Consider the following 20,940-nt stretch of genomic DNA (forward strand, 5'->3'; position numbering starts at 1 on the left):
CAGTTATTGATTGCTCATTTCAATCACAGGACGGATATGCACAACTCTTCACCCTACAGCGCAGTTATCGTCGACGATCATCCGGTGGTTCGCATGGCAATTGAAATGCTGCTACTGCGGGAAAACATTGCCGTGACCGGTAAAGCTCACGATGGCGCCGAAGCGCTGCAGTTGGTGAAAAATCTGACGCCGAATTTGATGATTCTGGATATTGCGATTCCGGTGCTTAACGGGCTGGAAGTTATTTCACGCGTTCACGCGATGGGGTATCCCGTAAAAATCCTCGTTTTCACCTCACAAACGGCGGCATCATTTGTTTCACGCTGCCGTCTCGGCGGTGCTTCCGGTTTCGTCGAGAAAACGGAAGAGATGGATGATTTACTGGATGCTATCCGCGCCATCCGGTCAGGCTATACGTTTTTTCCGGCGGAAAAGATGCCTGCGGACTATCCTGCGGGTTCAGCCACGGGTGAAGAGTCGGCCAAACTCGCGCAGCTCTCTGACCGGGAGATGATGGTGCTGATTTATCTTGCTAAGGGCTACAGCAACATCGAAATTGCCGAGGTGCTGACCCTCAGTAACAAAACCATTAGCACCTATAAGACGCGCTTGCTGCAAAAGCTGGGTGTCAAAACGCTGGTGGATTTAATCGGTATTGCCCATCGCAATCATCTTACCGACTAAGGAATATCCGTGAAGTCTCTGCTGTATAAAGTGGCTCTGCCCGTCATGGTATTTCTGGCGCTTTTAATTCTGCATGATGAGGCGATACCTGCTGCTGAACGCCCCATGGATCTGACCTTACTCAGCCGCTCACCTCAGCTGAAGCATCCGCCCACGCAAAGTTTGAACGCCGTACAGCAACAGTGGCTGGCCAGCAAAACGCAGCTGGTAGTAGGCATCGCGTTGCCGCAATATCCGCCATTTACCGTCATTAATAACAAATCTGAATTTGAGGGTATCACCGCTGACTATATTGGTTTGATGGCCACCCTCATCGGTAAGCCGATCAAGGTTAAAGTGTATGCCAATCAAAATGCGGCCTATGAAGCGTTAGAAAACGGTAACGTTGATTTGCTGGGCGGCATGACGCAGTTCGAAAAGCCGAATGAACATCTTACCCTTACGCAGCCTTATGCTACCGAACAGGCGATTATGGCGATGCGCAGTAACGCCAGCCGCACCCTCAGCAGCGATCTGGCCGGGGAAAATATTGCGATGGCGGCAGGCTATCTGCCGTTGGCATGGGTGCAGCAGCAGTTTCCCCATGCCAGCATCCAAACGTATCCCAGCTACCAACAGGCGATTGGCGCCGTGGCCTTCGGTGATGCGGATGTCTTTCTCGGCGATCTTTATCCGATTAGCCGCAATTTCCTCAACAATATCCGCGTCGTGGGTTTAGCCGACTTCCCGGCAAAAACGCTGGCGTTTGCCACACGCCCGGATAATGTGCTGCTCAAACAGATTCTGGATATTGCACTGGCCGAGGTTAGCAATGAAGAGCGCCTCAACATTCTGCAGCGCTGGCATGTTGGCCGAAGCGCTAGCGTGCTTAATCAACAGATTTTCGAACTCACCGAGAGCGAAAGGCAGTGGATCCGGCAGCACCGCAAGGTCAGGGTAGCAGCCATTGACGGCTTTGCCCCGCTGACGTTTACCGATGATGACGGCAATTATCGTGGCATCACCATCGATGTGCTGTCGCAAATTCGCTTGCGCACCGGTCTGGATTTTGAAATCAAAAGCGCGGGCAGCGTGGATGAAATGCAAAGCCTGCTTCAGCAGGGCGATGTTGATATGATTGGCGCGTTAACACCCAGCCCGCAGCGCAAAAACGGTCTTAACTTCAGCCGTGCCTACTTTACCAGCGCCTTTGTAATGGTGGTGCGACAGCAGGCGAATGCACCGCGCAATCTCAGCGATTTGGGGCGAAAAAAACTGGCGGTAATTAACGGAACGCGCATGGCTGATACCCTGCGCAGCCAATATCCCGACATTCAGATCGTCAATGCCAGTAACGCCAACGATGCATTAGCCATGCTGAGTCGTGGTCAGGTAGATGCCGCAATCAATACGCTGGCCAATACCGAATATCAAATAGCCCGTTATTACCGTAATCGCATGCGCATTAGCGCCACGCTCGGTGAATCTCCGGCGTTTATTTCATTTGGTATTCCGCCCCAGTCACATGAGCTGCAGCAGATTATCGACAAGGTCATGCTGAGCATTCCACCCGATGAGATGGATGTAATTGGCAATCTCTGGCGCCCCAACAACATGGTGGCGTCGGAAAATTTCTGGCGCGAGAACCGCGTCGCCATTCTCACCGGCAGTGCATTTGCGGCGGCACTGATCATGGTTTCATTGCTATGGGCCATCTGGCTGCGTCGCCAGATTCGCATCAAATCGCGCATTCAGCGTGAGCTCAACGATCAGCTCGAGTTCATGCATGACATGATCAACGGCACACCGAATGCGACTTACATTCGTGATGCCAGCGGGCGGTTAACCCAGTGTAACGACAGCTTTTTACAGGACCTGGGCGCCACGCGCGAACAGGTGATCAATCAATCGCTGCTGTCGAGCAATCTTTTCGCAGATGAACAGCAAACGCAGCGTTATATCCACGATTTCTACCAGGTGTTGAGTAGCGGACAGCCGCTATTCAAGGACCGCACGTTTCAGCATCTGGGTTCAGGCCAACTGAAAACTATTTTCCACTGGATTCTGCCTTACCGTGATGCGGAAGGCCGGGTAAAGGGCGTGATTGGCGGCTGGCTTGATATCAGCGAACGGCGGCAGTTACTGGAGGCGTTAAATCTGGCGAAAGAGGAAGCCGAAGCCGCCAGTCGTGCCAAAACCCAGTTCCTCTCCACCATGAGCCACGAGATTCGTACGCCTCTCAATGCCGTACTCGGCATGCTGGAGCTGGCGCGCAAATCGGCCGATAAGAATCGTGTCGATCATCAGGCGCTGGACGTTGCCTCGGATGCGGCTAACGAACTGGTGGAGCTGCTGGGGGATATTCTTGATGTGGCACGCATCGAAGCCGGTAAGCTGACGCTTCAGCCCGAGCGCGCCAACCTGCAGCAGCTGTGCAAATCCGTGGTGCGTATTTTCCAGGGAATGGCGGAACAAAAATCCCTGAGCTTAACGCTGGAGATGCAACCCGATTGCGGCGAGGATGTTTTGATTGACCCGCTCCGCTTTAAGCAGATCCTCTCTAATCTGATCGGTAATGCCCTTAAATTTACCGCTCAGGGTGGCGTCAGTGTTGCCGTGCGCATTGAGCAGCAGGCGCGCTGGCACATCGCGCTCAGCGTGAGTGATAGCGGTAAAGGCATTTCACGAGAAGATCAGGCCAGGCTCTTCGCACCGTTTAGCCAGGTGGGATCTCACGGTGAGCAAACGCAGCGTGGCACCGGGCTGGGGTTGATTATCTGTAAAACCTTGTGCGAGAAAATGGACGGTTCTATTTCGCTGGAGAGCCAGCCGGGAATGGGTACGCGTATTGACGTGCAGCTGTTTGCTGACAGGCTGCCACAGGAAGAGCCGCAGCAGGAGCCGGTTTCTGTCGCCAGCGCGCAGCGCCATTCGAGCTTGCGCATTCTTATTGCGGATGATTTCAGGGCTAACCGTTTACTCCTCACGCGACAGCTCCAGTTTCTGGGCCATCAGGTACTTGAAGCCAGCGATGGTCGCCAGGCGCTGCACCTCTGGCGTCAGCAGCCGCTTGATGTGGTCATTACGGATTGCTGTATGCCGGAGATGGATGGCTATGCGCTGGCGCAGGCGATTCGTGCGGAAGAGGCGTTGCGCAACGGTTCTGCCTGTACCATTTTAGGGTTTACTGCGAACGCGTTGCCGGAAGAAATTATCCGTTGTCGCGAGGCGGGCATGGATGGCTGCATGTTCAAGCCGAGTACGCTAGAGGATCTCCAGCGCTGGCTGGATCCGGTGACACGTCAGCCTGTGCCCGAAGCGTTACCGGGAAACGATGACGTTTCGGATGCGATGCGTAAACTCGCGGGGGGCGATGCCACGCTGGTGAGCGAGCTGATGCAGGAGATGTTGGCGAGTTATCAGCAAGATATGCTGGCCTTGACCGCGGCGTTAGCTGACGACGATCGTGACGCATTGCTGGAGCTGGCTCATAAAGTGAAGGGTAGCGCGCGGTTGACGGGTTCCGCTGAGCTGGTTGCACGGTGCGTCGAACTGGAAATTAGCTGTCATGCACCGTCGCCACTGCGCAAAGAGATTGCGGAAGCGGGGCGGGCGTTGCTGGCGGAGATTCGGCGCGCTTTAAACACACTTTCATCAGCACCTCCTTCCAATTGATGAAAGGCCTTAGTCTTGCGACTAAGGCCTTTTGCTCATCAGTAGAGTCAGCAACGGTTTACTTATAAGTCACTTCTACGATTTTCAGATTAGCGTGATTTTTTACTGTTTCAATGCTGACCGTGCCCAGCTGATAGGGCATAGCCTGCTTGTGCTGGGACATAGCAATCGTTTGTACCTGATTGACACCGTTGCGGTAGCAGTTGATTGAAGCCTGCTGCAGCTGTGTGCTGGTGTCGCAAACGGATTCAACCACTGAGCCATTAAAGGTGATGGTGCCATCTGCCGCTATCGCTGTGGGTAGCATAATCAGACCTGACAATAAAACTAATAGGTTGCGCATTCGAAATCCCCTGGGTTGCCTAAGAGAATTATCGGGCACGCAGGGGAAAAACTTAAGCGAATACGGCAGCTAAATTAAGTAAATACTGCAATTAGCCTCAGAAAAGTCTTGGTTGCATCAGGGGTTCGGCTGACCCAACAGCGTGGTTTCCAGCTGATCGAGTGCGAATAAAATACCGTAACGCCGCGTATTTTTCGCCACCGGCAGCGGCAGCCAAATATCGGCCTGGCTGGCGAGGTCCAGCGTGCTTGGGCAGAGCGCAATCACCGGGGTTTTTTGGATAGTTGCGTGATGTACGGCGCTGAGGACGTGGCTGTTTACGGCATCCGGCGCGAGAATAAACAACACATCATCTGGCTGCAAACGACTCAGCGTCATGCTTAATAGATTGTCATCCTGAATCCAGGCGATGGCTAATCCGAGACGATGCAAACGCTGGTGGACCTCAGCAACCAGCGGCGTTTGTGGGCCTGATGCGCCAATCAGCAGCACGCTTCTTGCCTTGCGTAACGTCTCTGCTGCTCGCGTCCAGGTTGCGCGTTCTGCCAGCGCGAATTGCTGCGTCAACGCCTGGCTGATTGCCTCTAAGGGCGCAATAGCAGGGGAATGACGTACCTGTGGCGCGCGCGCTAAACGCATGCGCAAATCGCGAATATCTTCGCAGCCCATTGAACGAGCGAAGCGGGTGATGGTCGCCGCACTGACTTCAGCACGTCCGGCAAGTTGCTCGATGGTGGCGGAAGCAGCAAACGTTGTGTCACTCAAAATAGCCTCCGCGACGCGCTTTTCCTGCTGGCTCAGTGATGCCTGCCGCTGGCGGATGACATCGATAAAGGCCACGTCCTGCTGCTGGCCGGCTTTCCGCACCTGATGCAAAAAGTCATCAAGATCGCGGCAACCTGCCGAAGCGGCAAAGCGGCGTAGCACCTCCTGGCTTACGCCCGCCTGCGCGGCCAGTCCTTCCATGGTGGTGTGCACATTGGCGTCCAGGTTCGCCAGAATAAAGCGCGCCAGCCTCGACTCTTGCGCATCTGCGCGCTCACTCTGCTGTCGCAATTGCCAGACAATATCCATTAGCTCATCACATCCTCAATAGCGAAGGTACATCATGCATGAAATTAATTTTCATGTTGAGTTTTTTTTCAGCGTTTTTTATGCGTTTTTTGCGATAAGTGATGATTAAGACAAAATAATTACGCGTAAGATCACACTGATGAAAAATATTTTCATACAAAATATTCACATAATTATCTGATTATTAACAAATAAATAATTATTCATCAGAAAATCGTCTGCCCATAGCCACTTTACAGCTTCCCTGAGACAGGTCTTAAATGCCCAAGTCAAATCACACGAGGAAAAATCATGCGCATCGTACTTTGTTGTGCTGCGGGGATGTCAACCAGCATGCTGGTTGAAAGAATGCAGAGTGCTGCGCTGGGGCGCGGACTGAAGATCGACATCAAAGCGGTTCCGGTGGCGGAGTTCGAACGCATACTGCCGGATGCCGACGTGGTACTGCTTGGACCGCAAGTTCAGTTTGAAGCCGCTCGGCTTACCGCCATTGCCGCTCCGCAGGGCAAAACCGTCGCCGTTATCGACATGATGGATTACGGCATGATGCGTGGCGATCGGGTGCTTGAAAAAGCGATGGCGTTACACACCGCGTAATACTCCGAACACCCTCATTTAACCGACATGACACAGCCCGATGCTGTGGGGGATTCTGCATGCCTGAAAACGTGGTTCTCGAGTTTGAAGAGCAAATTATGCTGCTGCTGGTGCAAGCCGGAGCAGCACGCAGCGCAGCGATCGGTGCGTTACGTCTGGCGCGTGACGGGCAGTTTACCGAAGCGCAGCAGCAGCTGGCCGCGGCTAAAGAGTGCATCAGTGCGGCACATCAGCAGCAAACGGCATTGATCAGCCTCGATGAGGGCAGCGGCAAGCTGCCGGTCACGCTGATCCTGGTGCATGCCCAGGATCACCTGATGAACGCCATGCTGATTCAGGATCTGGCAGGTGAAATTATTGAACTCTATCGCCGCACTGCGGCAGGAGCAACCGATGCTTAAAATGGCGATTATTGGTGGTGGCAGCAGCTATTCACCTGAACTGGTAGAAGGGATCATCAACCGCTATGCACAGCTGCCGGTCACCGAACTGGCGCTGGTAGATGTTGAACAGGGCCGTGAAAAGGTGAACGTTATCGCCGATCTGACCCGGCGTATGCTGCAGCAGAATGGATTAGAGCAGGTCAAAGTGAGCGTACATTTTGCGCTGGATGAGGCGATTCGCGGTGCCCGTTTCGTACTGACGCAGCTACGCGTGGGACAATTAGCCGCGCGAGCGGCAGATGAACGGCTCGGGTTGAAGTATGGACGACTCGGCCAGGAAACCACCGGCGTCGGCGGGTTCGCCAAAGCGCTGCGCACCATCCCGGTGATGCTGAATATCGCGCGCAAAGTGGAAGAGCTGGCGCCGGACGCCTTCATCATCAATTTCACTAACCCGGCCGGAATTGTCACTGAAGCCGTGTCGCGCTATAGCAAAGCGAAAATCATTGGGCTGTGCAACGTGCCGGTTAACATGCATCACATGATTGCCGGCATGCTTGATGCGCCGTGGGATGATGTGCAGCTGCGCTTCGCCGGGCTGAATCATCTGGTGTGGGTACATCAGGTGACATGTCGCGGCGACGACGTTACTGAACAGGTGATTGAGCAGCTGTGCGATGGGCAATCACTGACCATGAATAACATCAAGGATATGCCCTGGTCGCCATCGTTCCTGCGCGCGCTGAAGGCCATTCCATGCCCGTACCACCGTTATTACTGGCAAACGCCACAAATGCTGGCGGAAGAGCAGGAAAAAGCGCAGAGCGGCCATGAAGGGACGCGCGCCGAGCAGGTGATGAAAGTCGAGGCTGAGCTCTTTGCGTTATATGCCGATCCGCATCTGGCACACAAGCCGGAGCAGCTTAGCTTCCGCGGCGGCGCGTACTACTCGGAAGTGGCCGTCGAGCTGATCAGCGCTATCCATAACAATAGCGGCAAAAATTTGGTGGTGAACTGCCGTAATCAAGGCGCAATCCACGGCCTGCCGGATGATGCGGTGGTGGAAGTGAACTGTCTCGTTGACGCGCAAGGCGCGCATCCGCTGGTGTTTGGTGCGTTGCCGCCGCTGATGAATGGGCTGACGCAGCAGATCAAAGCCTTTGAACGCCTGACCATCGAAGCCGCAGTGCATGGCGATCGGCAGCAGGCGCTGCTGGCGCTGGTTGGCAATCCGTTGGTTGGTGACGTTACCACTGCTGAAGCGCTGCTTGACGAAGTCCTCACCCTGAATCAGCCGTGGCTGCCGCAGTTTGCCACTCCTTAATCTGTTGCGCCATTGAGCCTGAGGAGGCCCTATGTCCAACCGTACTTTTATTGATCGTTATGTCTTGCCCGCTGCACTGAAAGTCGCCGGTCAGAAGCACGTGCTCTCGGTGCGTGACGGCATCATTCTCAACATGCCGTTTATGCTGATTGGCAGTTTCTTCCTGATCTTTGCCTATCTGCCGATTCCGGCATGGGGCCATTTGATGGCGGACCTGTTTGGCGATACGTGGCGCAACAAATTGCTTTATCCGGTACGCGCTACCTACGACATCATGGCGTTGATCTCCAGTTTCGGCATCGCTTATCGACTGGCGGAGAAGTATCGCACGCTCGATCCGCTGACCAGCGGCGCCATGGCCTTAGTGGCGTTTGTGATGACGATTCCGCAGCAGACGCTATTTGCCCCGGTGGAAGGCGCGCCGACACAGCTGGTCACTGGCGTACTGCCGATTTCGCTGATCGGTAGCCAGGGATTGTTCGTGGCAATTGTGATTGCGCTGCTCTCAACGGAGATTTACCGCTTTGTTCATAACCGTAATCTGGTGATCAAAATGCCTGAAGGCGTACCGCCGGCGGTGGCAAAGTCCTTCCTCGCGTTGGTGCCGGGCTTTTGCGTGCTGGCGGTGGTCCTGGTCATTCGCCTCGCGGTGGAAGCCTCGCCGTTCGGGGATATCAACAACCTGATCGCCACCGTGATTGGCTTACCGATGCACCACGTCGGCGGCACATTACCCGGCATGATCTTCTCGGTGTTGTTGATTGGCATTTTGTGGACGCTCGGGCTGCATGGCGATGCGATTGTGTTGGTGTTTATTCAGCCCGTTTGGCTATCGAACATGAGTGAAAATCTCGAGGCATTCCAGCATAACCAACCCATTCCGCACATCTTCACCCAGCAGTTTTATGATTTGTGGATTGCGCCCGGTGGAACCGGTGCCTTACTGGGGCTGGTGATCTTTATGCTGATTCGTTCACGCAGCCGTCAGATGAAGCAGCTTGGCAAAATTGCCGCGCCTGCTGCACTGTTCAATATCAGCGAACCGTTAGTGTTTGGTATTCCACTGGTGATGAATCCGTATCTTTTCCTGCCTTTTATCCTGACACCTGTGGTATTGGTGATTGTGTCGTGGGCCGCGATGAGCACCGGTTTAGTGGCGCCACCGGCTGGGATTGCGCTACCGTTCACCACACCGATTTTCGTGAGCGGCTATCTGGCAACGGGCGGGCACATCTCCGGCACCGTGCTGCAAGTGGTTAATTTAACGCTTTCACTGGTTATCTATTATCCATTCTTCCGCGTATGGGATCGGCTCAAATTCCGTGAGGAAGAAGAAAGTAAACAGCAAGCCCAGGTTGCCACGGGCGAGGCGATAACACCGTAGTGACTTTGCGCCTGCCACCCATTAGCGGTGGCAGGCTTGGTTAATTGCGCTGGGCACGAATACTGAGTTCAATATCTACCCGGTCATCAACAATACCTACCAAGCGATCAACGCGAAAAGCGGTGCGGGAGATCGCCGTGGAGGCGTGCAAAGCCATGGTGTTTGAGGTTGGCGCTACTATTTCGCCGTTATCCAGCTTAGCGATGAGAATCACAGGGCGACTAACATCCTTCACAGACAACGTGCCGATAATTTGAAATTTTCCTTCACCCAGTGACGAAACACGACTGCTGCTGAAAGCAATATTGGGGTAGTGCGGGGCGTCAAAAAAAAGATCGCTCTTGAGTTGATAGGTTAATAAGGCATTCGAAGCCACAAGCGTTTTCACGGGAATCTTCACTTCTATATGATCCTGCCACTCTTGGCTGGGATTGAGGGTGATATAACCCGTCACACCATTCAGGTGCGCCTGCGAAAAATTGTGGCCAAAAGCGCGCCAGGAGAGCCCAATGGATGATTGCTGCGTGTTGATGGCATACGTTTTTGTCTCGGCGTGCGCGACCGGAGATATCAGTAATATAACGGCAGCGAGACAGGCGGTGCGAATCATGGGTTTTACTCCAGTGTGGCAGATAGAGAGTAAACACCTTAAGGGGCAGATTTATTCATCGCGTTTTTATTAATGAAGAAAGTAGGGCGGCGATGGTTTATCAGCGGCGGGCTAATAACGTAACCGCTTGATATTGTCATCCATGCGCGTCTGAATGGTACGCAATGTTTCTGCGGTGATTTGCCCGGGGAACATATCGGCAGCCTTTGCCGCAAAGCGAGCCGCCACGTCACAGCACTTCGCGATAACATTATTGGCCTGTTCTGAACTCAGCTCGGCTTCCTGCTCGGCCAACGCGAAAAGATGTTCACGACCAATTTGCAACGCTTCGCCCATCACATCCATTTGATGATAGCCACCGGGTCCTTCGCACCAGGTCACATCGTAGAAAGGAGCCAGCTGCCATTGTCCATTCTGCGTCATGATGTAAGCAAAGTTTTTCGGGTGATCGTCGCGGTTGTTGAACACGACATTGAAAACCACGCGCTCAAACGCCAATGCTTTCTGGCGGACATCATTGGTACAGATCTGCGTTGCGCGCAGGAAACTGGTGTAATCCAGCGCACCTGGTATCTGATAGTTTGCGCCGGTAAAGGCCGCAAGACTCTGCATCGGTATCCGCACTCCGTTGTGACGATCAAACCGCTTAGAGGCGAACGCCGCCTGTCCATTTGGCAGAGAGAAGTAGGCGGTATCAGGCGTTGCGATCTGGCATTCGCGCAGGCACTCTGCATACACCGCTTCAATCGCGCAGACTTCGGGATGTTCCTTGCTGGCGGGGAATTTAATCAGCCACGCATCCATTTCAGCGGCGGCGGCAGTGGTAAAATGACCGCTAAGCGGATCGCGGTACAGCAGCGCTTTTGGCCTTGCTCCCTGAGGTGAGCCGCCCATCTGTAACAGCCGCTGCAGGAATTCACCGCCTTCGCCATCCAGCACTTCCTGAACTTCTGCCGCCAGTTTTGTCAGCGAAATATCTTCCGCCAGCGAAGTCGCTTCAGGCTGGGAGGGTACAAACGACATTGCGCCCATCGCATTGCTGCCGATATAGGTGAGACGTTCCAACGGTCCGATTCGCGCTGCATTCAGACCGCGCTGGCGGAATAGGCGATCCATCAGCAGCATGCCCCAACCATCGGGTAACGCATCGTAAACCGGGCCGGGTAGAGCAAGCTGATGCGCGGGGAAATCCCTGCGCAGCCGCGGTCCTTTTAGCGGCAGGCTAAGCGACGAGAGTTCTAGCCCGCGCCGCGCTGCTTCTGCGCTGTATTCAAACATGATCAGCGGACGACCGGTGAGCGCGGTAGAAGAGACCAGCGTTCCCCAAAGCCATCGTTCACCCCAGCCTTCGTAGTAAACATCGACTTTACTGACCATCGTTAGCACTCCTTTTTACGCGCTGACGATCGGTGTTCTTCTCGTAGCGCAGCAGATCGTCGAGACTGTCGATCTGCGGCATAAACAGCGCCTCCAGTTCTTTACCGCGTCCCAGCACCATCGCCACCCGCACCAGATTTTCAAATCCCACGTTACGTCCGGATTCGAGATTTGACACGGTATTGACGCCAATTCCCGCCCGCGCGGCGATATCAGCCTGCGTCATCTGCTGCGTCAGGCGCTCTTTACGCAGTCGCTCACACAGTAGCTTGACAATTTCGCTGGGTTTTCTAAGGGTTAAATCCATCATATTGTGTCTTATCATCCAAATATGCGGTTAATACCCAATATTATAGAATTAAAAACAATGCGGGTAAATTTTTTTAAATCCATTATTTCAGGTGTTAAGGGGGAAAGTAGGGGATAAACCACGAAATTATGGAGTTAATCAGCCTGATGGGTAAGATTTAGGTGCTCAGTCTCAAAGTAACATTATCGCTTCGCACGAATAATTCGCGTGAGGCCAATGTTAAAATGTCCTAATGACGCTCACTTAAGCAAAAATGCCTTTTTACGCAGGTGCGCATGAATGCGCACCCTACAAAAACCCGGCTATATCGACGTAGGGTCACCATTCATGGTGACCGATTCACTTATTGACTCACGAGCATCAGTTTTAAATGTCCGGGTTTCAGCTCACGGTAAGCCATCATTAGTTGCGTCCTTAGACGGGGTACTCTGGAAAAATGACGATTAAGCGGATTTCTCAATGTATCCAGAGGCGGACATCTGAATTTAGCCGTTAAACATCAAAGTGCACATAATGTATATTATGTTAAATTTAATGACGCAATCTTTATCTCACACGCCCAGGTGCTGGCCAACAAGCCCTGCACCGCTAAATAAGCCATCATTTGGCTTCATATTCTTTCACTGCCCGTTTCGTAGCGACGCAAGTTATCGCGCAATAAAGTGCGTCACGCTACTCTCACGAGAAACTAGCCGGCTATAGCTACCCAACCGCGAAATGAGAAAGCGGCATAAAAAAGCGATGGTTCGAGAAAACCAGCCTCCCGCAAAAGCGCTTCTTCCTCGGATGCAGATAAAAGCACAAGACGCTCAGCCATCGTTTTAGCTGACGAGGCAGCATTTACCGGGTTGGCAGCAAAGCTGGTAGAACGCGTCAACCATTGGAGCGAGTTGGAGTCAGGTGCCGCATGGTGAGCGATGACGATTTGACTGCCCTGCTTCATGCGGCGACGAATCTGCCTCAGTGTGTGCAGCCGTTCGCTTCTATTAAGAAAATGTAGCGTGAGTAAACATGTTGCGCCGTCAAAAAGAATGTGTGGCGCGTTGTCTACTTTGCCGGTCACGAGCTCAATTCGATCGGCATAAGATGCGGTTGTCTGACGTGCAATATCAAGCATAGCCGGCGACGGATCTACGCCGGTAAACCGCCAGTCGGCCTGTGCCTGTGCCATGGCCAGCAGCTCCAAACCGCCACCGGCACCCACAACAAGGATATGCGCTGCTTCAGTCGCACCTTCACCCAGCAGAATGGTTGTCATCCGATGGAGATCGGACAGTCCGGGTACCTTTTTCGGCGTGTCCTGAACATAAGCCGCAACGGTACTTGATTGCATAAACGGTGTAATATTGGCATTCATGCCGATGGTTATCTTATCGTCATTCAAGGCGAAACCTCGCTGGATCAGATGTTGGATGTCACGACAGGAATGCTCCCAGGCGATGAGAGATCTTTTGATGATATATAACACGCTGCATTTCATGCATCAATAACAGTTACATGAATTGGTTTAATAACGCCCGCTATGAACGGCCTCAAACGGGCGGAATAATTGCTAAGCCTGGCGACCTTAGCAGCGCCTTCGTCTACATTTAAACCCATCTACCTCACGCAGAACAACTTATCTCATGGGCTCTTCGCTAACGACTCACCTCTTCGCTCGGCTGCGATTACTGATCTCAATTATTGCCGGCGTTATTTGCTATTACGTTCTTCCCGCTCAGCTTGGCACTTTGCAACGCCTATTGATTGGCTGGAATGTTTTGGCGTGGTTGTACCTGATTTTTATCTGGTTTCGCATGTTGCGTACTGAAGTGAAGGATATTCAGCATATCGCCAAAATGCAGGATCAAAGCGCTGCGCTAGTGCTGGGCATGGTTATCATTGCCTGTATGGTCAGCATTGTGGCGATTCTGAGTGAGCTCTCATCGTTGCAACATCTCACTGGAACGCCGCGCGTGCTTCATTTATTACTGACAGCAATGACGCTCGTCGTTTCATGGGCACTGCTGCCCAGCTCCTTCGCGATGCATTATGCGCATCATCACTATCTGCATCGCAGCAAAGATGTCACACCGATGATCTTCCCGGAAAAGCCCGACGATCCTGATTATTGGGACTTTCTCTATTTCGCCTTCACCATCGCCGTCGCGTCACAAACGGCTGATGTTGCAACGGGAACCACTGAAATGCGCAAGATTACGCTGCTGCAATCTGTAATCTCGTTTATCTTCAATCTGGCGATTTTGGGATTATCGGTCAACGTAGGTGCCGGATTGCTGAGTTAAAGGTGCAGCAGCAATAGCGCTATCTGCGCCCTTTTATGACGGATGCCTTCCAGTTGAAATCACTGACTTCGCTCTCTTTGAGCGATTCAGGTTTCTTCCTGCGCGTTGGCGTTTTCTTTGCTTTATCAGCCAGTGCTTTCTCTTTTGCTAACTTTGCCGTCATGATCTGTTGTCTGGCTTCCGCCGTGAACTCTTTTTCTTTCTTCGCGTCCGGCTCTTTGCCCGTGCGCTGGCGATACTTCTCAAGCAAACCTTTATAGGCTTCTTCTACCGCCACACGTTCAGAAAGAGTGAACTGATCGATGGAAATCATTTTCTTGTCGTTCATAGCGTATCGTCCATTAGTAAAATCACAGCGACAAGTGTACAGCATTGAAGTGGATTTACCGGTAATGAAGATCGTAGGATTGCCGCTTGCCCGGCTTTCTTGTAACCTTCCCCGTCAACTTTTTAAGGATTTTCCATGAACGATCATCGCTCCAAAGATCCCTTGCACGGCGTAACGCTTGAGATGCAAATTAACGCGCTGGTCGCACATTATGGCTGGGATAAGCTGGGCAAGCTTATCAATATCAACTGTTTCAAAAGCGATCCTAGCGTCAAATCAAGCCTGAAATTTTTACGACGGACGCCCTGGGCGCGCGCGGAAGTTGAAGCGCTTTATCTGGACTCATTGGATGATTTCAGATCGGAGAATGAAGGTGACGTCGCCCCCAATCCCTGGACAACAGGTCGTAACAGCTAATTTTTGCCGATGTAGTCGGCAGCGCTACGTGAAATCTCAGTCACAATCCCCCTGCTTTTTTCACAGAATTCACGTAGCGACGTCATCTCAACATGGACATTTCCGCCCTCTTATTCCGCACAACCTTGCCCGCTTAACAACTTATTAACCTTGCCCGCGTCATCACATTTTCCAATGGTTGATGGTGTTGTATGTTTCCAATCCTCATGACAATATCGCTACATGTATATACATGTAGTGCCAGGATAACTCACACCATACCAACAATAAATGACCCCATTTTGACGCTTCAGCGAGGAAACTATGTCAGCCGAATCACCTGCAGCAGATTACCGCGGCGCGGACAAACAGCGCCTGTCAGAAACACGCTCTATCGATTACATTCCCGCGAGCGAACGCCACGGACATCCGTTTAGCCAGTTCACGTTATGGTTCGGCGGCAACTTGCAAATCACCGCTATCGTGACGGGTGCGCTGGCGGTGGTTTTGGGGGGCGATGTTGTGTGGTCGATTATTGGCTTACTGGTTGGCCAGGTTGTCGGCGCCGCGATCATGTCATTGCATGCCATTCAGGGACCGCGCCTGGGATTGCCGCAGATGATCACCAGCCGCATGCAGTTTGGGGTATATGGCGCGGTCATTCCCCTGGTGCTGGTTTGTATTATGTACGTCGGCTTTTCAGCCAGCGGCACGGTGTTAGCGGGTCAGGCACTCGCCAAACTCATCAATACCAGCAATGCGACCGGTATGATCTTGTTCAGCGCGATCATCGTTGTCATTGCGGTGCTGGGTTATCGTGTGATTCACAAGCTGGGAAAAGTGGCCAGCGTTATCGGCGTGCTGGCCTTTGTATATCTGTTTATCACCCTGCTTTCCACACATGACCTTAGCGCCGTGTGGCAAAACCAGCACTTCACGATTGCTAATTTCCTGCTTGCCGTTTCGCTATCATCATCGTGGCAAATTGCGTTCTGTCCTTATGTCTCTGACTATTCTCGCTATTTACCCACCAATGTCTCGGCGAAAAAACTCTTCAGCTCGGTGTTCTTTGGTACCGTATTGGGCACTCAGGCATCCATGACATTGGGCGTCATCGTCGCGGCCATTGCCGGCAAAGCGTTTCCAGGGAATGAGGTCGGCTATATCGTGAGTTTAGGCAGTAGCGCGACGATGGCGATGGTGATCTATTTTGCCATCTGCTTCGGCAAAATTACCTTCACCACGCTGAATGCTTACGGCAGTTTTATGTCGTTGACGACTATCGTTTCGGGGTTCCGTCAGAAGACATCGCTCAGTCGTGGCGGCCGTATACTCTTTGTGGTGCTGATGGTAGCGGTTTCCTGCGTTATTGCCCTCATCAGCGAACCGGCGTTCCTCAAATCCTTCACGCATTTTCTGCTGTTTTTACTGGCCTTTTTCGTGCCGTGGAGTGCTATAAGCCTGACCGATTTCTATCTTATTACCAAAGGCAAAGTGGATGTACCGGCGCTGTCGCAACCGCATGGCCGTTACGCTCGCTGGAATTGGGCAGGCATTATTGTCTACTTCTGTGGCGTGCTGGTGCAGTTGCCGTTCATTGATAGCCCGCTACATCATGGCTCATTAACCTGGATTTTTGCGGGTAATGACGTGTCCTGGATTATCGGTTGGTTTGTGACAGCCCTGCTGTGGCTAAGCGCGAAAAAGTTTGATCGTCGTGGCACCCTAAAACAATCAATTTATCCCATTGCGTGACGTTGTCACATTGAGGAATTAATGAATCGCGCTCACAAGTGTATTCGGCTTTGAGCGCATTATCATTTAATCAGCCAACCTCTACACTTTATCCACGCTGCACAAATGGAGATAAAGATGAACGAACAATTTGATGGCAATGGCATATTCCCAAAAGGGCCTAAAAATGAAGCGCTTGCGCAATATTTTACCGGCACAAGCTACCTGAACATGCTGACAACGGAAGGCGTTACCATTGGTAATGTGGTATTTGAACCCGCCTGCCGTAATAACTGGCATATTCATCACGGTGGTGGCCAGATCTTATTGGTCACGGGGGGACGCGGGTGGTATCAGGCGTGGAATCAGCCAGCCCGTCAGCTGGTTGCGGGCGATGTGGTTAACATTCCTGCAGGATTAAAGCATTGGCATGGTGCGGCGGCAGATAGCTGGTTTGCTCACATTGCTATCGCTGTTCCGGCCGAGGGCGCCTCCAACGAATGGCTGGAGCCCGTTACGGATGATGAATATCAACAGTTGTCCTGAAGTGGCTGTCGGGTGCGCATTTCTGCGCACCTGCAGCGTTCACGAGGCTAGTTATACGTTACCGTCGTCACCCAATTAGCATCGCCGCCAGCGGCTGCTTCACTCACTCGCTTAAGCTCCCCGCTTCCTGCTTCAATGGCATAGCTGCCGATAACCGCACTCTTCTCACCACTGGCGATTAGCCAGCGACCATCGGATGTAATCGCTATCCCGCGCGGCTGTTTCTCTACCTGCCAGCTATCAATCAGCGACAATTTCCCATCGGCTTTACTCACCCGATAACCGCTAATGGTGCTGCTGGTGCGTTCGCTGACATACAGAAAACGTCCATCTGGCGTAAGACGAATATCGGCAGACCAGATGCGTGGCGTGGTATCGCTATAGCCCGGTGGACGCTCGCGTCCATGCGCAAGTCTGTATTGCGCGGCAACGGCGTTAGGCATTTCTGCCACCTTAACCAGCTCACCGCCTGGCTCACGGCGGAATTGCGTGATGATGCCGCCCATTTCGCCAATGTTATAGAGATAGCGATTATCCGGTGATAGCACTGAATGGCGTGGCCCGTTATCAGCAGCCGTTTTGACGTAGCCGTTGCCGAGCGCCGTCAGGTCACCCTCTTTGCTCAGTTTCAGCTGTAACACGCGATCGGTGCCGAGATTGCCGACATACGCGTTTTCGCCGCTTGCATCCACAATCACCGAATGCGCCGCGTGCCCGGTTTTATAGCTGCCGACCGGCGGCGCAGTGAGTTTGCCATCGCTTGTCAGACGATAAACGTGCACTACGTCACCATCATAGGATGCCCCAAGCAGAAAGCGCCCCTGTCGGTCAGTACTAATATAGGGATAACTGGCCGCAGCCGTCACCGAGGTAGATTGATGTAGATCGCCGCTATTGCGGTCAATGTCCCAGCTCACCAGTTGCAGCGGTTTACTGCGAATTGCCGCATACAGATGTTTATGGTCGGCGCTCAGCGTCATCGGCATCACTTTGCCACCGGCGTGGGTGTGGCCCAGCAGTTGCAGCGCGCCGGTTTGCTCGTTGAGGGCGTAGCGCGCAATGGTGCCATCATCGGCTTCTGAAACATAAACGAAAGTGTGCGCCAGCAAGGGCACACTTGCGGTCATGGTGGCTAAGAGCGTCGCCGCGCGGAATAGGTTTTTCATGCTGCTCGCTGCGCCTCTTGATCGGGGGTGGGTTTTTCTTGATGTCGTGTCATAGCGTCACCTGTAGGGATAAAAGCACCGCTATAGGTATAGGTAGTTGAATAGCGTCTCCGGTATAGGAGATTGCCTGATACCGATTGGGCAAATGCCCTGCACGTTATAAAAATCATGTTGTTACGTTAACTCGCCGCACAAAATTTTAGCGCAGGTTTGTGCGCTGGCTCACTCGATAAATCCTCTGCGCGGCTGTTAGCGCGGCATCAATACACAACCTACGAAAGGTATCCTCGTCTACACTTGCCTGACGTGAAAAACGCTGATAGAGGTAAATCAATGTCGCAATCCAATCAACGCAACCAGGCTTGGCTGCTCGCTTCACGTCCTGAAGGCGAACCGGTAAAAGAGAATTTTCGCCTGGTTGAACAGCCCATTCCTGAACTGAAGGACGGTGAGATCCTGCTGCGCACTCTGTACTTATCGCTCGATCCCTACATGCGCGGGCGCATGGATGACAGCAAATCTTATGCCGCACCGGCGCAGATCGATCAGCCTATGGTCGGCGGCACCGTGAGCGAAGTCGCTGAGTCTAAACATGCCGATTTTAAGCAAGGTGACGTGGTGCTGGCGCAAAGCGGCTGGCAAAGCTATGCGGTTTCAGACGGCAGCGGCGTGGCGAAGCTGGGCGATTTGCCCCATCCTTCCTGGGCACTGGGTATTCTCGGTATGCCAGGATTTACTGCCTATATGGGATTGATGGATATCGGCCAGCCCAAAGCGGGTGAAACGCTGGTGGTTGCAGCGGCAACCGGCCCGGTTGGGGCTACGGTTGGTCAACTTGGTAAACTGAAGGGCTGTCACGTGGTGGGTGTGGCTGGTGGCGAGGAGAAATGTCGCTACGCCATTGAGAAACTGGGTTTCTCCGCCTGCATCGATCATCACCGCGACGACTTTGCTGAGCAATTGGCAGCGGCCTGCCCGGATGGCATCGATATCTATTTCGAGAATGTCGGAGGCAAGGTCTTTGATGCGGTATTCCCCCTGCTAAACACCGCAGCACGCGTGCCGGTATGCGGGTTGGTTTCCGGTTACAGCAGCCGTGAATTACCGCCAGGGCCGGATCGCACACCACAGATCATGGGCGGCATCCTCAAGCGCCGCATTCGTATGCAGGGCTTTATCATCTTCCAGGATTACGGCGATCGTTATCCTGAATTCCTCAAAGCGATGACGCCGCTGGTAGAGCAGCAAAAAATTCACTACCGCGAGCACATGATTGAAGGTTTAGAAAATGCGCCGCAGGCCTTTTTCGATATGCTGAAGGGCAAAAATTTCGGCAAAACCGTGGTTAAAGTAGCGCAGTAACCCGTTGTGTTAACGCCATTTTTCACTTTGCATAGCTGCAATTGAGATATGGCGTGAACTGAGCGCATGAGATGATATTTTTCCCTATAGCGTAATTACCGGGAGTTCTCATGTCGCTCAGTCCCACCCCTAACCTCAAGGTTAATTCTCAACAGGCCGAAGCGCCCGTCCCCTTACCTACCGAGCCGGCTCACCGCATTCGTGATGATGCCGAGGCGATTGAGATTGCTCAGCGGCTGGCCAGCGAGTTTGCCCGTGAAGCCGCGCGGCGTGACCGCGAAGGTATTCTGCCGCTTAAAGAGTTAGACGCATTCTCTCAAAGTGGTTTGTGGGCGATGGCGATCCCGAAAAACCTGGGCGGCGCAGGTGTATCCTGGGTAACGGTAGCGAAAGTGATCGCCATCATTTCGGCGGCGGATTCTGCGCTGGGGCAGCTGCCACAAAACCATCTGGCGGGTGTCGCGCACCTCATTGCCGATGGCACGGAAGCGCAGAAACACGAGCTACTGAGCGAAGTGCTGGCCGGGTTGCGCTGGGGTAATGCTTTCTCTGAGAAAAACTCGCGTACCGTTGCCGATTTTCAGACGCGCTTTAAGCAGGATGGCGATGAAGTGGTGATCAACGGTGAAAAATTCTACGCCACCGGCGCGCTACTCGCGCATCGCATTCACGCGGTAGCGCTTGATGAACAGGATCGCGCCCATCTTATCGTCCTCGACCGCAGCTCGCCCGGCATCACCATCATCAATAACTGGTCGAGCTTTGGCCAGCGCACCACGGCATCCGGCACGGTATTGTTGCATAATGTGCGTGCCCCGCTTTCACGCGTGATCCCCGTGTTTCAAGCCTTTGAGCGCCCAACTGCAGCCGGTCCGATTTCGCAGATTATTCAGGCAGCCGTTGATGTCGGCATTGCGCGCGGCACCATTGAAGACACGCTGCATTTTATCCGCGAGCGTTCACGGCCCTGGATTGATAGTGGTCAAGAGCGCGCATCCGATGATCACTTTACGCTGGCTGCGGTGGGTGATTTAAAAATCCGCCTTCACGCAGCTGAAGCTCTACTGTGGCGCGCCGGTCAAGCGATTGATCTGGCACTGCAGCAGCCCGACGAATCCACGGTCGCGGAGGCGACAGTCGCCACCGCAGAAGCCAAAGTGCTGACCACCGAAATCGCCATTTTGGCCGGCAACAAGCTGTTTGAACTGGCGGGAACCCGTTCTACGTTGCAGGAGTTCAACCTTGACCGGCACTGGCGCAACGCGCGCACGCACACGCTACACGATCCGGTGCGTTGGAAGTATTACCATGTAGGAAATTATTACCTTAACGGCACCCCGCCGCCGCGGCATGCCTGGAGCTAAAGGTAGCAACAGGATCAGC

Annotated in this window: 20 protein-coding genes; 12 read left to right on the forward strand and 8 right to left on the reverse strand. The window is 53.2% G+C overall.

Annotation, left to right across the window (positions count from 1 at the left end):
• Positions 1–36: 36 nt before the first annotated feature.
• Positions 37–684: a response regulator transcription factor gene (locus AC07WB_RS09405; RefSeq protein WP_097097326.1), complete on the forward strand. Its 648-nt coding sequence runs from the start codon at positions 37–39 to the stop codon at positions 682–684.
• 9 nt (positions 685–693) lie between these two features.
• A complete protein-coding gene (locus AC07WB_RS09410; RefSeq protein ID WP_494940387.1) occupies positions 694–4,338 on the forward strand; it encodes a transporter substrate-binding domain-containing protein in 3,645 nt (1,214 codons plus the stop codon).
• 58 nt (positions 4,339–4,396) lie between these two features.
• Here AC07WB_RS09410 and AC07WB_RS09415 read toward each other — a convergent pair whose 3' ends face one another.
• Complete coding sequence (locus AC07WB_RS09415) at positions 4,397–4,681, reverse strand: YmdA family protein (protein WP_097097324.1); 285 nt, start codon at positions 4,679–4,681, stop codon at positions 4,397–4,399.
• Positions 4,682–4,798: 117 nt separating this feature from the next.
• Complete coding sequence (locus AC07WB_RS09420; protein WP_494940388.1) at positions 4,799–5,755, reverse strand: MurR/RpiR family transcriptional regulator; 957 nt, start codon at positions 5,753–5,755, stop codon at positions 4,799–4,801.
• Positions 5,756–6,043: 288 nt separating this feature from the next.
• Between AC07WB_RS09420 and AC07WB_RS09425 the strand changes: the two genes are divergently transcribed.
• Genes AC07WB_RS09425 through celB form a run of 4 tightly spaced genes read left to right on the forward strand, consistent with a single transcriptional unit; the run spans position 6,044 to position 9,443 of the window.
• A complete protein-coding gene (locus AC07WB_RS09425; protein ID WP_097097322.1) occupies positions 6,044–6,352 on the forward strand; it encodes a PTS sugar transporter subunit IIB in 309 nt (102 codons plus the stop codon).
• 59 nt (positions 6,353–6,411) lie between these two features.
• Positions 6,412–6,753, forward strand: a complete 342-nt coding sequence (locus AC07WB_RS09430) for a PTS lactose/cellobiose transporter subunit IIA (protein ID WP_097097321.1) — start codon at positions 6,412–6,414, stop codon at positions 6,751–6,753.
• Positions 6,746–8,059 (forward strand): 6-phospho-beta-glucosidase, encoded by a 1,314-nt coding sequence (locus tag AC07WB_RS09435; protein WP_494941061.1) that lies wholly within the window; start codon positions 6,746–6,748, stop codon positions 8,057–8,059. Before AC07WB_RS09430 ends, AC07WB_RS09435 begins: the two co-directional genes overlap by 8 nt.
• Positions 8,060–8,090: 31 nt before the next feature.
• On the forward strand, positions 8,091–9,443 hold the full coding sequence (gene celB, locus AC07WB_RS09440) for a PTS cellobiose transporter subunit IIC (protein ID WP_097097319.1): 1,353 nt from the start codon (positions 8,091–8,093) through the stop codon (positions 9,441–9,443).
• 40 nt (positions 9,444–9,483) lie between these two features.
• On the opposite strand, the gene AC07WB_RS09445 is transcribed toward celB, so the two are convergent.
• The 4 genes from AC07WB_RS09445 to AC07WB_RS09460 all read right to left on the reverse strand — a co-directional run bounded on the left by AC07WB_RS09445 (position 9,484) and on the right by AC07WB_RS09460 (position 13,208).
• Positions 9,484–10,053, reverse strand: coding sequence for a YceI family protein (locus AC07WB_RS09445; RefSeq protein WP_097097318.1), 570 nt, complete (start codon positions 10,051–10,053; stop codon positions 9,484–9,486).
• A gap of 111 nt (positions 10,054–10,164) precedes the next feature.
• Entirely contained in the window at positions 10,165–11,430 is a 1,266-nt protein-coding gene (locus AC07WB_RS09450) for a type II toxin-antitoxin system HipA family toxin (protein ID WP_494940389.1), read from the reverse strand.
• Complete coding sequence (locus tag AC07WB_RS09455) at positions 11,420–11,737, reverse strand: helix-turn-helix domain-containing protein (protein ID WP_097097710.1); 318 nt, start codon at positions 11,735–11,737, stop codon at positions 11,420–11,422. The genes AC07WB_RS09450 and AC07WB_RS09455 overlap by 11 nt, the downstream gene beginning before the upstream one ends.
• A 691-nt stretch (positions 11,738–12,428) precedes the next feature.
• Positions 12,429–13,208 carry a class I SAM-dependent methyltransferase gene (locus AC07WB_RS09460; protein WP_494940390.1) on the reverse strand — a complete coding sequence of 260 codons (780 nt, stop codon included), beginning with the start codon at positions 13,206–13,208 and terminating at the stop codon, positions 12,429–12,431.
• 157 nt (positions 13,209–13,365) lie between these two features.
• On the opposite strand from AC07WB_RS09460, the gene AC07WB_RS09465 reads away from it, so the two are divergent.
• On the forward strand, positions 13,366–14,025 hold the full coding sequence (locus AC07WB_RS09465) for a DUF1345 domain-containing protein (protein ID WP_494940391.1): 660 nt from the start codon (positions 13,366–13,368) through the stop codon (positions 14,023–14,025).
• A 19-nt stretch (positions 14,026–14,044) separates the two neighbouring features.
• Here the strand turns inward: AC07WB_RS09465 and AC07WB_RS09470 are convergent, their stop codons facing one another.
• Positions 14,045–14,353, reverse strand: a complete 309-nt coding sequence (locus AC07WB_RS09470) for a hypothetical protein (RefSeq protein ID WP_345829726.1) — start codon at positions 14,351–14,353, stop codon at positions 14,045–14,047.
• 135 nt (positions 14,354–14,488) lie between these two features.
• Here AC07WB_RS09470 and AC07WB_RS09475 point away from each other — a divergent pair, with 135 nt between their 5' ends.
• The 3 genes from AC07WB_RS09475 (at position 14,489) to AC07WB_RS09485 (ending at position 17,029) form a co-directional block, all read left to right on the forward strand.
• Entirely contained in the window at positions 14,489–14,770 is a 282-nt protein-coding gene (locus tag AC07WB_RS09475) for a VF530 family protein (protein ID WP_345829725.1), read from the forward strand.
• Positions 14,771–15,073: 303 nt separating this feature from the next.
• Positions 15,074–16,504 (forward strand): purine-cytosine permease family protein, encoded by a 1,431-nt coding sequence (locus AC07WB_RS09480; RefSeq protein WP_345829724.1) that lies wholly within the window; start codon positions 15,074–15,076, stop codon positions 16,502–16,504.
• A gap of 117 nt (positions 16,505–16,621) precedes the next feature.
• Entirely contained in the window at positions 16,622–17,029 is a 408-nt protein-coding gene (locus AC07WB_RS09485) for a cupin domain-containing protein (RefSeq protein WP_345829723.1), read from the forward strand.
• Positions 17,030–17,076: 47 nt separating this feature from the next.
• Here the strand turns inward: AC07WB_RS09485 and AC07WB_RS09490 are convergent, their stop codons facing one another.
• Entirely contained in the window at positions 17,077–18,195 is a 1,119-nt protein-coding gene (locus AC07WB_RS09490) for a lactonase family protein (protein WP_345829722.1), read from the reverse strand.
• A 333-nt stretch (positions 18,196–18,528) separates the two neighbouring features.
• Between AC07WB_RS09490 and curA the strand changes: the two genes are divergently transcribed.
• Together curA and AC07WB_RS09500 are read left to right on the forward strand one after the other, a co-directional pair.
• Positions 18,529–19,557: an NADPH-dependent curcumin/dihydrocurcumin reductase gene (curA, locus tag AC07WB_RS09495; protein ID WP_345829721.1), complete on the forward strand. Its 1,029-nt coding sequence runs from the start codon at positions 18,529–18,531 to the stop codon at positions 19,555–19,557.
• 110 nt (positions 19,558–19,667) lie between these two features.
• Entirely contained in the window at positions 19,668–20,921 is a 1,254-nt protein-coding gene (locus AC07WB_RS09500) for an SfnB family sulfur acquisition oxidoreductase (RefSeq protein ID WP_345829720.1), read from the forward strand.
• Positions 20,922–20,940: the final 19 nt, after the last annotated feature.

This window comes from Pantoea sp. GW821-FHT03E06, assembly GCF_059420725.1.